The organism is Candidatus Omnitrophota bacterium, assembly GCA_028712255.1.
In the GTDB taxonomy this organism is placed as follows: Bacteria; Omnitrophota; Gorgyraeia; order Gygaellales; family Profunditerraquicolaceae; genus UBA6249.
In genome coordinates, this window is the sequence record JAQTQJ010000002.1 from 1 (window position 1) to 12393 (window position 12393).

Genomic DNA, 12393 nt, shown 5'->3' on the forward strand with positions numbered 1-12393 from the left:
AAGCTAAAGATTGGTTAATAGAATATAGTTTATAAATAGAAAGGAGGAAACAATGGTAAGGGCAAAAGTAAAAGCGAAGAAAGGTGCAAAATTGGTTTGCGTTCCTTGTGGTAGTGAGGTAATAATAAGTAATTTTGGTGTATCTAGGAAGACTCTTTGGTGCTGTGGCAAAGCAATGCAGAAAAAGAAAGCAAAACCGACTAAAAAAAATAAGAGGAGGCAGGGATGATAAAGAATGCAAGTATCAGTAAAGAGGTTGTGGTTACTGCGGAAAATAAGATTGGGCTGTTGAATAAAATATCAAAATTAGTTGCTGATCATGGTATTAACATTGACGGGGTCGCCGGTTACGCTGCGGATAATCAGGCTAAAATAATGATGGTAACTAGTGATGCCACGCGCGCAGTAGAGGCGCTTTTGTCCGCAGGATTTAAGTCGGCAAAAGAGTCGGAGATAATCATTCTTGAACTGGAGAATAAACCGGGAGCTTTAAGAATCGTGACTGATAAGTTAGCAGCGCAGAATGTAGATATAAGATATCTGTATGGCACCGCTTGTTGTGGAAGCTGCGCGGATAAACTTATATTATCTACCAGCGATAACCTGAAAGCCTTAGTAGCATTTAAAAAATAAGAATAGTGTTGAAAAGGGTATATCGGAGGAATTGTGCGTTATTTAAGAATATTAGCTATATTCTTTTTGTTTCCCTGGTTATTGGGAGGAGTAATGGGGGAGCCGCCTAAAGAAAAAATAAAAATCTTCAATGCGCGCACTAAGCAGATTGAAGAGGTAGAAAAAGTTATCAAAACCAATCAAGAGTGGGAGAAGATTCTTACTCCCGAGCAGTACCATATTATGCGTTTAAAAGGTACTGAAGAACCATTTAAAGAATCCTGTCTTTTGCCGCCCAAAGGAAAGGGTGGAATTTATCAGTGTGCTGGATGCGGGGCAGACTTGTTTATGTATAATGCCAAGTTTGAATCGCAAACGGGATGGCCTAGTTTTTGGGAGCCGGTTTCACAATTGAATATCCGCATTGAAACTGATAATAGTCTTGGGTCGCAGCGTAGCGAAGTGCTCTGCGCCCGTTGTGATGCTCATTTGGGCCATGTTTTTGATGATGGCCCGCTTCCTACGGGGAAACGTTATTGTATTAATGCGCTGGCTTTGAAATTGGCTGAAACTGAAGAGGCTGCATTTGCTGCAGGTTGTTTCTGGGGGACAGAAGCTGTATTTAACCAGGTAAAAGGGGTTATTAATGTCAGCGTTGGTTTTATGGGCGGCCATACAAAGAATCCCAGCTATGAAGAGGTCAGTACTGCTAATACGGGGCATGCTGAAACTGTGCGCATCGAATATGATCCCGGGCAAGTTTCATATGAGAAACTTCTTGATATTTTTTGGAGTATTCATAATCCAACAACGCCAAACAGGCAGGGGCCAGATATCGGCAGCCAGTATCGTTCGATCATTTTTTACTATACCCCTGAACAGGAAAAAGCTTCTTTACTGTCTAAGAAAAAATTAGAAAAAACAGGAGGATTTGTCGGCCCAATCGTGACTGAAATCGCGCCGGCGCAAGAATTTTATAAAGCAGAGGATTATCATCAGAATTATTACCAGAAACACGGTATTAAGCCTACATGCCACATCCCAAGCGGTTTAAAAAAGTAAACATTTTGCGTTTGGATCTCTGTTCTACTTTCCAGAAAGAAGTTTTGCGCGCCGTGCAAGCTATTCCTCGAGGAAAAGTAAGTACCTATAAGCTTATTGCAAAACAAATAGGCAGGCCTAAAGCTGCCAGGGCTGTGGGAAGAGCTTTAGCAACTAACCCTTTTGCGCTAGTTATTCCCTGCCATCGTGTTATCCGTTCTGACGGCTCTTTAGGCGGATATCAGGGTGGGACAAAAATGAAACAAGCTTTACTTCGCAAGGAGGCCAGGCATGAAAAGGATTAGGAAGATATTTTTAATAGTTTTTATCTGTATCTTTGCTTTAGGTATTATTAAGGATCAGATAATTAAAACTGTAGTGATAGTTTCGGCAACGCAACTCCTGGGCTCGCCGGTACATATAAGCGGATTTTCTTTGGGAGTTTTTAAACAATCGGTAAGAATATCAGGATTTAAGATATATAATCCTAAAGGATTTTCAAAAGGCATTCTTGTGGATCTGCCTAAGATAAATGTTGCTTATGATTTAGGGGCATGTTTTAAGCAGAAGCTACATCTGTCTCTTGTTGAAATTGAACTAAAAGAGATGGGATTAGAAAGAAATAGTGCTGGCGAATTAAACGTAGATTCTTTAAAAGTAGTAAAACAATCAAAAAGCCGGGACGCAAAATTCTCCAAACAGATACCTATGCAATTGGATAAGGTTAAGTTTGGGATTGGAAAAATTGTTTTAAAAGATTATAGTTCGGCAGGAGAGGTTATTAAGGTGTATGATGTAAATATAAATAAAGAATATGAAAATATTACTAGCGCTGGGCAGCTTGCAGGGCTGATATTGGTGGAGCCTATGAAATCAGCCGGAATAGAGGGGGCTAAAATTTACGGGGCTGCGATGTTGGCAGGGGTAGCGGTTTTGCCTGTTGCTGTTGCTGCTAAATTTATGGGTAGAGATACTGTCCAAGAGGAGTTAAGAGGAAATTTTGACCATGTATTTGAAGTGAGTTTAAATGTTTTAAAAAGGATGGGCAGGGTTACCGAAGAAGATAAATCAAGAGGAATTCTTAGCGCAGAAGTAGGCGGTGCCCAAGTGTCCTTAGTGGCTACTAAAAAAGCTCACAATAAAACCGGAGTTGTTATATCTGCCCGGCAGTATTTCTTTCCTAAGCCGGAGATAGCAGGCGGGGTTCTTTATAAGATCTCCGAGAAGTTAAGGTAAATTTACCGCCAAACTTATTTAATCCCATAAATTTTTATGCCATTCTATTAGTTTCTTTATTTTTACTTTTAAATCCCCGTTACAAAAATTGTCAAATTTAACATGGTAAATTAGTCTTTAAGCGCTTCAGAAGCTATTTATTGAAAATAATATAATAAATAATATAATAGTAAGGTATAATATCTTTAATGAGGAGGCAGCATTAGTATGCGTAAATTTGTCTTATTGTTTCAATGCCAGGATCGGCTAGGTATCGTTGCCAAGATCTCTGATTTTATATTAAAACATGGCGGTAATATTATTACTGCCGATCAGCATAGTACTGATCCTGAAGGCGGATATTTTTTTATACGTATTGAGTTTATCTTGGATCAGGATCAATATAGCAGAAAAGATTTGTCAGAGGCCTTCGTTGCTGTCGCCAAAGAATTTAATGCGGATTGGAATTTTTATGATCTAGCAGAAACTTTACGCATGGGTATATTTGTATCAGAGCTGGATCATTGTTTAGTAGACCTGTTGTATCTATGGATCTCAGGTGAATTAAACGTCAAGATTCCTTTTGTTCTGAGTAATTATGAAAAACACCGTAAAGTGGTGACTGCTTACAATATTCCATTTTATTATGTACCCGCAGATAAAAATAACCGCCGGGAGCAAGAATTATTATCTTATGCTTCTAGTGCTACGGATTTTTTAGTCTTAGCGCGTTATATGTTGGTACTCTCTCCGGATTTTTTGAAAAAATATAATAAGGATATTATTAATATTCATCATGGTTTTCTGCCATTCTTTAAAGGAGCTGACCCGGCGGCTGAGGCGCTCAAAGAAGGGGTAAAGGTTATTGGCTCAACCGCGCATTTTGTAAATAATGAGCTTGATGAAGGGCCAATTATTGCTCAGGAGGTTGAGCATGTATCGCATAAAGATAACCACCAGGCTTTGGTAAGAAAAGGCAAAAATTTAGAGAAGAAAGCATTGGCAAGTGCGGTGTATAGTTATATTGATTACCGTATTATTAAACACGAAAATAAAACCATAGTTTTCTAACAAAGGAGGGCAGTTATGGCAAAACTATACGTAAAGGCTTTTGGGATCGCTTGTGGTTTGGTGGTGGCCGCGCTTACTTTTATTGTCGGTACATTAAATATGCTTTTTTATTTTGAGTGTGGATTAAGCAGGGCTATGGCGATAGTTTATTTAGGGTATAGGCCAACATTATTTAGCATAATCACGAATTCTTTTTTTGGTTTTATTTTTGCATTCTGCATTGGCGCAGCGGTTGCCTGGTTCTATAACAGGATTATCGAGGAAAGTAGTAAAGATATCGAAGAGAAGATAAAAGCCGCTGCTCGTTCCATTTGGGAAAGCAAGGGTAAGCCTGAAGGCGATTCTTCAGAAAACTGGAAAGAGGCAGAGAAAAGAGTAAGAGGGTTCTAAATCAGGCAGAGAAAAGAGTTTTGATTTTCTGAATCACTTCGTGGATAGTTGACTCTGGGGTAGAGGCCCCTGCAGTAATTCTCACATTTTTAGCGTTACTTAGCCAGTTTTTACGTATTTCTTGGCGGAATTAATCCAGTAGCTATTTTTATTCAAAGGTTTAGCTAGTTCATAAATTCTTTTATTATTGGCACTTGTTTTAGAGCCAATAATAATCATCAGGTCATTCTCAAGCGGCATACTTCTAACTTCCTTTTGTTTCATTCTGGCGGGGTTACAAATAGTGTTGTAAAGCTTTATCTGCTTAATATATTTATGTAGTACATTTAGGATTTTTTGCACGTTATCAAAATTTTGAATTGATTGCACGATAATTCCTGCCCGCTTAATCTTTTTAATTCTTGCTATAGGTATATTCTCAAGTTTATCGATTATAATTGCTTTTGATTTAAGCTGTCCGGTAATCCCAAGTATTTCATCATGTAGCTTATCGCCGATTATAATTACCCGGTAACCGTTATTCTCCAGTTTGCTAGCGATTTTGTGTATTTCTTTTACCATTGGGCATGTTGCGTCAATAATTGTATAGCCAGATCTTTTTGCTTTTTCCAATGTTTTCTGGAACATCCAGGCGCCCGGATTAACAATGTTTTCATTCGTCTTTAAAGAGGCGGTTGATTTTTTTAATTCCGGCGTGCTGGATCTGTTTGATTACCTCTTCGTTATATACAATATCTCCCAGCATAAATATCGGTTTTTTTGTTTTGGCAGTTTCCAGGGCAATAGTGATTGCTTTCCTTACGCCAAAGCAGAATTCCGCTGATTTTCTAAATTGATTTTCAAAAATCTTCTCTTTTATAAAATGGGGACACCCATTTTATATGAATATAGCTGGATAAAAATGGGTGTCCCCATTTTAAAACCGTTAACTTTTAAGGATTGCCTGGGAGAAGCCGTCTAGCGCCTGTTTGTACCCATTATTCATTTTTAAGCCGTCTATTTGAATTAAGGCTTTTGAATATAAGTATTTTATTTGGTTTTGTGAGTAGATTAGCGCACCGGATTGAACAATAATTTTACGGATTTTTTCAATGTCCGCACTTTTTACGGATTTGGATTCTAGGATGCTTTTTATCATAAGTTTTTCTGTTTTGCTTGCTTTACCAAAAGCATACCAGATAAGCAGTGTTTTTTTGGCCTCTAAGATATCGGTTACGTTTGATTTGCCGGTTTCTTTTTCTTTTCCGAATATTCCGATTATGTCATCTTTAATCTGAAAAGCTCGGCCTAAAAGCATGCCATATGAATAAAGTTTTTCGATCTGGCTACTTTTGGCTCCGGCTAGAGTTGCCCCTATTGTAAGCGGAGAGGCAAAAGTATAATTTGCGGTTTTATAGTCATAAATTTTATAGATATCTTTTTGAGAAACTTTTTCTATGGGTTTAGACTCTGATATTAGCTCGATAAATTCTCCGCCACCCGTATATAAGGCTGATAAAATAAGTTTTTTTAAAGCGTCTTCTTTGCGCTTTGCATCTTCTTTAACCGTTAAAAAAACATCAATGGCCATAGCGTAAATAATATCACCGGTAACCACGGCTAAATCTTGTCCGCTAAATTTATCTTTTTCATTTCGGCAAAAATCGTGGTCTAATAAGGCGTGCATAGAGGGTTTACCGCGGCGTGTAGCGGATTTATCGATAATGTCATCATGGACTAACAAAAAGTCATGTAATAGCTCTAAGGATAAGGCGCTTCGGTAAAGCCCGGCGGGGGTTTTTTTGGAAAATCCAAGATACCCAATACAGAATAATACCGGCCTTATTCTTTTGCCATCCCGGCAGATAAATTCTTTTATATTTTTAGAGAGGACAGGAGAGAGCTTGTTTAACGAGTATATTCTGTTAATATTACAGGCGTAATTGCGTAACTCTTTTTCAATACGGATTTTTATTCCCAAAAACATAGGCTTATGTTAACATATAAAGGTTAATTATGCAAATATTTTGGGTATATTTACATTTATGCGTAAAATTTTAACGAAGCATCTATTTTTTCTTTTATTCACTTTTTTACTTCCGGTGGGGTTGTTTGCGCTTGATCAATCCGATCTTCCTAAGCTTATTATTTTCCATTCGGCTGGCTGCCACAATTGTATTAAGGTAAAACAAGAAGTGATGCCTACAATTGAGAATGAATTTAAGGGAAAACTAATTTTTGAATATCGGGATATAGAAAAAATAGAAGATTACAAGATACTTTTGGGCTTACTACAGAATAGTGGCAGTGAACTTAAGTTTGACGTCCCGTTTTTTTATTTAGAAGGTAAATTTTTAAATGCAAAAGGTGCGGTTAAAGATAATTTAAGAAATTTTATTCTTGCCGGACTAAAAGCAAGCCCTTTAAGGGCTCCAGCGGTTCCATTTGATTTGATTTCATATTTTAAGAGTTTTGTTCCGGCGACAATTATTATTGCCGGGCTTGAGGATGGGATTAACCCTTGTGCCTTTACGGTTATTGTATTTTTTATATCTTTTCTTTCCGTTCAGGGCTATCGCCGAAGGGATCTTGTGTTTATCGGCGGCGCATTTATTTTGGCCGTATTTTTAACGTATTTAGGTATTGGCCTGGGGATTTTTAATGTATTATATCATTTTAAGGGCTTTTGGGTGGTTACGCGTTTATTGAATTTAACCATAGGTTTTTTAAGCCTACTTTTTGGAATCTTTGCTGTTTCTGATTTTATTAAATATAAGAAAACAGGTTCTACTGATGAATTGATTTTACAGCTGCCTAAATCAATCAAAGAGCGCATCCATAAAGTAGTCGGGTTTTTTTACCGTAGGAACTCCCAAGAAAAACAAAGTAAAATAAGCCCCGGGCTGAATAAGCTTATCTTTAGCGCGCTAATTAGCGGATTTTTGGTTTCATTGCTTGAAGCGGTTTGTACGGGGCAGGTGTATTTGCCGACGATATCATTTGTTTTAAAAGCCAGTTCTCTTAAGCTTCAAGCATTAGGGTATCTTTTGTTGTATAATACTATGTTTATAATCCCGCTAGTTGTGATTTTTATCTTTGCGCTTCTGGGGACTTCCAGCTTGCAATTTTCAGGTTTTCTAAAAAGAAATCTAGGGATGATAAAGATCTTCATGGCAATTTTATTTTTTAGTTTAGGAGTATTTTTAATCTGGAAGGCTTAATGCAGAAAATTATGAACTTATTTTTAATTAGTTTTTTTATTTTTCAGATTGCGTATGCGCAAGCGCCTATCGGTCAACCTGAAAAGGTTGAGCCTAGCGTAGAAAATAGCGTTGCTAATTCTAATGAATGGGATTTTGGTAAAGTAAAAAGTGGTAAGGTTTTAAAGCACGATTTTTTGTTTAAGAACGAAACTAAGAATGTTTTAAAAATATTGAGTATAAACACCTCCTGCGGATGCACTGCTTCCCAGGCGGATAAGAAGATCTTAGCGCCTAATGAAAGTACGACGGTAAATGTAATTTTCAAGTCTGAAGGGTATTCGGGAGCGGTTAAACAGTCCGTATATGTAAATACTGATAATACCGATCTTCCGATAATAAAATTCACAGTTAAAGCTGAAGTAGTAAAATAATAAGAGGGGATGGTTAATATGTGGTCATTACAATTAAGAATGTGGTTATTGGTAACTCTTTTGTTTGGGGTTATTTATGCCCTGCTGGTTGTTATCGGTAGTAGTTTTTTACATGTGGGAGGTTTTAGTTTCTATTTAATTATTTCACTAGTGATGATGTTTATTCAGTATATGCTGGGGCCTAAGATTGTAGAATGGAGCATGCATGTAAAATACATTAAGCGGGAGGAAAATCCCCGTTTGTTTCAGATGGTTGAGTCTTTGAGCGTGCGTGCGGGTATCCCTATGCCTCGAATCGGCATTGCCCAGATTGATATTCCCAATGCTTTTGCTTTTGGCCGTTCAACCAGAGACGGCCGGGTTTGTGTAACTAACGGGATTATGAATTTGCTCAGTGACGAAGAGCTAAAAGCAGTGCTTGGCCATGAATTAAGCCACCTAAAGAATCACGATGTGCTTACAATTACTTTATTATCGGTAATTCCGATGATTATGTATCGCATTGCCTGGCAGTTTTTGTTTTACGGACGCAGGCGTGATGAGAGGGGAGGTAATACCGTATTAATAGGATTGGCAGCTTTCTTATTTTATTTTGTGACTAATCTTTTGGTACTTTATGCCTCGCGTATCCGGGAATATTTTGCGGACCGTGGCTCGGTGCTTTTGGGAAATCAACCTAAGGCTTTGGCTTCTAGTCTTTACAAGTTAGCATATGGCTCGGCAAGAATGAATCAGGAATCTTTAAAACAAACTGAAGGGCTAAAGGCCTTTTTCATCAATGATCCATCTCAGGGGCGCAAGGAGGTATTGGAGTTGGCACAATTAGATTTGGATAAAAGCGGTACCATTGATGCTTCTGAGTTGGAGGTACTCAAAAAATCGAATATACGTTTAAATTTAGGAGATAAAATGCTTGAGCTTTTAAGCACGCATCCTAACATGCTCAAGCGTATAAAGAAGCTTTCGGAATACAGGGTTTAAATTCCGATAGCGTCAATAAATCAAGGGGACGGTTCTCTTTTTCAAGAGAACCGTCCCCTTGATTTTAACAACCCTTTTTATTTTGACATAACCCCAAATATACTATATAATTACTAAACTATGGACATTAACGAGATTATTCAGCAGAGAATTGCTAAATTAGAGGCACTTGGTGCCAAAAATGTTCCTTTATATCCTGCAAATGTGCCAATACATACTGCTATTGGAGAGGTTTTGAGTAGTTTTGAAGAAGGCAAAAAAGTTACTCTTTGCGGTAGGGTGATGGCTAACCGGGCACATGGTAAAGTAAATTTTATGGATCTTAGGGATACAACTGGTAAGATTCAGCTTTATGTTAAACGGGATATTATTGGGCCAGAAAAATCCGCGTTTCTTGAGCAGTTGGATATTGCCGATATAATTAGCGCAAGCGGTGAGCTTTTTAAGACACATACTGGTGAATTTACGCTTAAGGTTGAAGATTTTATCATATTATCCAAAGCCTTGCGGCCTCTGCCTGAAAAATGGCATGGTTTAAAAGATGTGGAATTGCGTTACAGGCAGCGTTATCTGGATCTAGTTTCCAATGAAGATGTAAAAAAAGTATTTTTATTACGGGCAAAAATTATCCGGGCAATCCGTAGTTTTCTCGAAGAGCGTGGTTTTCTGGAAGTTGAAACTCCGATGATGCATGATATCGCAGGAGGCGCAGCAGGCAGGCCATTTAAGACATTTCACAATGAATATAGTATGGATTTATTTTTAAGGATTGCTCCGGAACTGTATTTAAAAAGGCTCCTGGTTGGTGGCCTTGACCGGGTCTATGAAATTAACCGATCCTTCCGCAATGAAGGCGTATCCACGCGGCATAACCCGGAGTTTACAATGCTAGAGGTTTATCAGGCTTATACTGATTGTGAAGGGATGATTAATTTAACCCAGGATTTAATTTGTCATGTTGCACGGGAAGTTCTGGGAAAAGGGGAGCTGACTTTTCAGGGTAAAACCATTGACCTGAAAACCCCCTGGAATAGGCAGTCATTTGCCGCGTTGGTTAAAAATAAATTTGGAATAGACCCGCAGGATGATCCGGAGCAAATGTTAAAAAAATTGCAGGAAAAAGGATATGCCTTGGATAAAAACCGTTTAAGCCGTTCTCAGATTAATAAAATTGTTGAAGATGAACTGGAGCAGGATTTACAGGCAAATCCCGTATTTATTACGGATTATTTTACCAGCCTTTGTCCTCTGGCAAAGGTAAGAAGAGATAACCCATTGATTTCAGAGAGGTTTGAGCTCTATGTTGCAGGAATGGAAATAGCCAATGCTTATTCTGAGTTGAATGATCCCTTGGAGCAACGTAAGCGTTTTGAAGAAGAGATTAAGGATCTTGTTTCTGAGGAAAAGAAAAACGTAGATGAGGATTATCTTCTGGCTTTAGAGCATGGTATGCCTCCGGCAGGAGGGTTAGGAATAGGTGTTGATAGGCTGGTAATGTTGCTTGCAGACCAGGCATCGATTCGCGATGTGATTTTATTTCCTCTGCTTCGGTCTCAACAAGAAGAGGAAAATAAATAATGTTTTCCGAGTTATGGCTTAGTCAAAGATACTTAAGAGCAGGCAAGAAAGAAAAAATTATCTCGATAACTGCGTTGATTTCGGTTATTGGAATTGCTATCGGAGTAATGGTATTAATTGTAGTTATTTCGGTGATGACTGGTTTTGACCGGTTCCTGGAGGATAAGATGGTAGGCACTAGTGCCCACTTGTCTCTTGAATTTTATGGCGGGTCAAAAGATCCTAATCGTGTAATTGATAAATTAAAGACCTTACCCTATGTTTTGGGCGCGTCTCCTTTTATCAACGGGCAGGCTTTGGTCAAGAATGGAAAATCAATTTTCGGGGTGGAGGTTCGCGGAATAGACCCTAAGTTACAGGTACAAACTTCTAAGATTGATGAATATTTGAAGTTAGGAAGTTATGATTTGACAGGTAATCAAGTGGCGGTTGGGCAGGAGCTTGCTTTACGTTTAGGTTTAGCCATTGGAGATAGTATTAGCTTGATCTCTCCGGTTACTTTAGCTAAAACTGATTTTTATATCAAAGGTATTTTTAATAGCGGGATGTATCTTTATGATTCAAGTTTGATTTTAACCAGTATTAAAGGGGCGCAGGATTTTTATAAAATGCCCGATCTAGTAAGTGGTATTGCGGTTAAAGTAGATAATATCTATAAGGTAGATGATGCCAAGGAGAAGTTATACCGGGACCTGACAGGTTTTGGAACTTACCAGGCGCGTACCTGGATAGATGCAAATAAAAATTTTCTTGAAGCCTTAAAACTTGAAAAGATAGTTATGTTTATTGTTGTGACGATGACTACCGTAGTTGCTGCTTTTGGTATTGTGGGTACTTTGATTATGTCGGTAATGAGCCGGATTAAAGATATTGGTATCTTGCGTTCTGTGGGAGCCAAGACAAAAAGTATCTTGCAGATTTTTATTTTTCAAGGCATGGCCATCGGCCTAATTGGTATCCTCTTAGGATTAATCGGGGGGATAACTTTAGCGTTATCATTAGATAAAGTAGTGGATCTCATATCACGTATTATTGGCAGGAGTTTGATTCCGCAGGATATTTATTATTTTAACCGTATTCCGGTGAATATTAATACCGGCGATATCAGTTTGATTGTAATTTCTGCTTTGTTTATAACATTGTTTGCCAGTATTTATCCGGCATATTATGCTACCAGAATAATTCCTAGCGAGGCTGTGCGGCATGAATAAAGAGATGGTTAAGGTTTGTGGTATTTGTAAAAGTTATCGTGATGCTACAAGTAATTTGGAAGTATTGAAGGACATAAATTTTACTGTTAAAGAAGGCGAATTTTTAGTAATTCAGGGGCCAAGTGGCGCAGGTAAATCTACGCTTTTGCATATTTTAGGAGGTTTGGATAATCCTACGGCAGGCATAGTTTATTTCCAGGGAGCCAGTATTTATGGTTTGGATGAAAACGCAAGAGCCAGTTTTCGTAATCGTAAAGTGGGTTTTGTTTTTCAATTTTTTCATCTTTTACCGGAGTTAAATGCGTTGGAAAATGTTTTACTGCCAAGTATTTTAAAATCCTGGTGGGAGAGAAAAAAGAATCTGGTGCATGCTTTAGAGCTTTTGGAAAGGCTGGGTTTATCCGGTAGGCTCAAGCATCGTCCGCTTGCTTTATCAGGCGGAGAGCAGCAAAGGGTAGCAATTGCCCGAGCGTTGATTAATAAGCCTAAACTTTTGCTTTGCGATGAACCGACAGGTAATTTGGATTCGGAAAACGGAAAGAATATTTTACGCCTTTTAATCGAGCTTAATCAAGACGAGAAGATTACTATTGTTATGGTTACTCATGATAAGGATATTGCTTCTAGTGCAGGCGAGGTTATACATCTGAAGGATGGAGTTTTGTTAAATTAGTGTGTCAT

At 38.2% G+C, this 12393-nt stretch carries 15 protein-coding genes; 13 read left to right on the forward strand and 2 right to left on the reverse strand.

Going from position 1 to position 12393, the window contains the following annotated elements:
- Nucleotides 1–52: 52 nt before the first annotated feature.
- From PHC29_01105 to PHC29_01135, 7 genes are all read left to right on the forward strand, one after another.
- Complete coding sequence (locus PHC29_01105; protein ID MDD5108098.1) at nucleotides 53–229, forward strand: hypothetical protein; 177 nt, start codon at nucleotides 53–55, stop codon at nucleotides 227–229.
- Complete coding sequence (locus PHC29_01110) at nucleotides 226–633, forward strand: ACT domain-containing protein (protein ID MDD5108099.1); 408 nt, start codon at nucleotides 226–228, stop codon at nucleotides 631–633. The genes PHC29_01105 and PHC29_01110 overlap by 4 nt, the downstream gene beginning before the upstream one ends.
- Nucleotides 634–666: 33 nt before the next feature.
- Nucleotides 667–1674 carry a bifunctional methionine sulfoxide reductase B/A protein gene (locus PHC29_01115; protein MDD5108100.1) on the forward strand — a complete coding sequence of 336 codons (1008 nt, stop codon included), beginning with the start codon at nucleotides 667–669 and terminating at the stop codon, nucleotides 1672–1674.
- A gap of 5 nt (nucleotides 1675–1679) precedes the next feature.
- On the forward strand, nucleotides 1680–1958 hold the full coding sequence (locus PHC29_01120) for an MGMT family protein (protein MDD5108101.1): 279 nt from the start codon (nucleotides 1680–1682) through the stop codon (nucleotides 1956–1958).
- Entirely contained in the window at nucleotides 1945–2889 is a 945-nt protein-coding gene (locus PHC29_01125) for a hypothetical protein (GenBank protein MDD5108102.1), read from the forward strand. The genes PHC29_01120 and PHC29_01125 overlap by 14 nt, the downstream gene beginning before the upstream one ends.
- A 207-nt stretch (nucleotides 2890–3096) precedes the next feature.
- The gene (purU, locus tag PHC29_01130) at nucleotides 3097–3939 is read left to right on the forward strand and encodes a formyltetrahydrofolate deformylase (protein MDD5108103.1); all 843 of its coding nucleotides are present in this window, start codon (nucleotides 3097–3099) and stop codon (nucleotides 3937–3939) included.
- Nucleotides 3940–3954: 15 nt separating this feature from the next.
- Nucleotides 3955–4329: a DUF2934 domain-containing protein gene (locus tag PHC29_01135; GenBank protein ID MDD5108104.1), complete on the forward strand. Its 375-nt coding sequence runs from the start codon at nucleotides 3955–3957 to the stop codon at nucleotides 4327–4329.
- A 99-nt stretch (nucleotides 4330–4428) separates the two neighbouring features.
- Here PHC29_01135 and PHC29_01140 read toward each other — a convergent pair whose 3' ends face one another.
- Entirely contained in the window at nucleotides 4429–4956 is a 528-nt protein-coding gene (locus PHC29_01140; protein MDD5108105.1) for a hypothetical protein, read from the reverse strand.
- Between the two features lie 298 nt (nucleotides 4957–5254).
- Nucleotides 5255–6289, reverse strand: a complete 1035-nt coding sequence (locus PHC29_01145; GenBank protein MDD5108106.1) for a polyprenyl synthetase family protein — start codon at nucleotides 6287–6289, stop codon at nucleotides 5255–5257.
- A 64-nt stretch (nucleotides 6290–6353) separates the two neighbouring features.
- Between PHC29_01145 and PHC29_01150 the strand changes: the two genes are divergently transcribed.
- From PHC29_01150 to PHC29_01175, 6 genes are all read left to right on the forward strand, one after another.
- A complete protein-coding gene (locus PHC29_01150) occupies nucleotides 6354–7529 on the forward strand; it encodes a hypothetical protein (GenBank protein ID MDD5108107.1) in 1176 nt (391 codons plus the stop codon).
- Nucleotides 7529–7942, forward strand: a complete 414-nt coding sequence (locus tag PHC29_01155; GenBank protein ID MDD5108108.1) for a DUF1573 domain-containing protein — start codon at nucleotides 7529–7531, stop codon at nucleotides 7940–7942. Before PHC29_01150 ends, PHC29_01155 begins: the two co-directional genes overlap by 1 nt.
- A gap of 18 nt (nucleotides 7943–7960) precedes the next feature.
- A complete protein-coding gene (locus PHC29_01160; protein MDD5108109.1) occupies nucleotides 7961–8923 on the forward strand; it encodes a zinc metalloprotease HtpX in 963 nt (320 codons plus the stop codon).
- A 120-nt stretch (nucleotides 8924–9043) separates the two neighbouring features.
- Entirely contained in the window at nucleotides 9044–10501 is a 1458-nt protein-coding gene (gene lysS, locus PHC29_01165; protein MDD5108110.1) for a lysine--tRNA ligase, read from the forward strand.
- Nucleotides 10501–11712 (forward strand): ABC transporter permease, encoded by a 1212-nt coding sequence (locus PHC29_01170; GenBank protein MDD5108111.1) that lies wholly within the window; start codon nucleotides 10501–10503, stop codon nucleotides 11710–11712. The genes lysS and PHC29_01170 overlap by 1 nt, the downstream gene beginning before the upstream one ends.
- Nucleotides 11705–12385 carry an ABC transporter ATP-binding protein gene (locus PHC29_01175; protein ID MDD5108112.1) on the forward strand — a complete coding sequence of 227 codons (681 nt, stop codon included), beginning with the start codon at nucleotides 11705–11707 and terminating at the stop codon, nucleotides 12383–12385. The genes PHC29_01170 and PHC29_01175 overlap by 8 nt, the downstream gene beginning before the upstream one ends.
- Nucleotides 12386–12393: the final 8 nt, after the last annotated feature.

Bases quoted from the DNA above. Each gene is read 5' to 3' on its own strand.
- lysS (MDD5108110.1), top strand. From the start codon at position 9,044: ATGGACATTAACGAGATTATTCAGCAGAGAATTGCTAAATTAGAGGCA.
- PHC29_01150 (MDD5108107.1), top strand. From the start codon at position 6,354: ATGCGTAAAATTTTAACGAAGCATCTATTTTTTCTTTTATTCACTTTT.
- PHC29_01155 (MDD5108108.1), top strand. From the start codon at position 7,529: ATGCAGAAAATTATGAACTTATTTTTAATTAGTTTTTTTATTTTTCAG.
- purU (MDD5108103.1), top strand. From the start codon at position 3,097: ATGCGTAAATTTGTCTTATTGTTTCAATGCCAGGATCGGCTAGGTATC.
- PHC29_01135 (MDD5108104.1), top strand. From the start codon at position 3,955: ATGGCAAAACTATACGTAAAGGCTTTTGGGATCGCTTGTGGTTTGGTG.
- PHC29_01175 (MDD5108112.1), top strand. From the start codon at position 11,705: ATGAATAAAGAGATGGTTAAGGTTTGTGGTATTTGTAAAAGTTATCGT.
- PHC29_01110 (MDD5108099.1), top strand. From the start codon at position 226: ATGATAAAGAATGCAAGTATCAGTAAAGAGGTTGTGGTTACTGCGGAA.
- PHC29_01140 (MDD5108105.1), bottom strand. From the start codon at position 4,956: ATGTTCCAGAAAACATTGGAAAAAGCAAAAAGATCTGGCTATACAATT.
- PHC29_01105 (MDD5108098.1), top strand. From the start codon at position 53: ATGGTAAGGGCAAAAGTAAAAGCGAAGAAAGGTGCAAAATTGGTTTGC.
- PHC29_01160 (MDD5108109.1), top strand. From the start codon at position 7,961: ATGTGGTCATTACAATTAAGAATGTGGTTATTGGTAACTCTTTTGTTT.
- PHC29_01170 (MDD5108111.1), top strand. From the start codon at position 10,501: ATGTTTTCCGAGTTATGGCTTAGTCAAAGATACTTAAGAGCAGGCAAG.
- PHC29_01125 (MDD5108102.1), top strand. From the start codon at position 1,945: ATGAAAAGGATTAGGAAGATATTTTTAATAGTTTTTATCTGTATCTTT.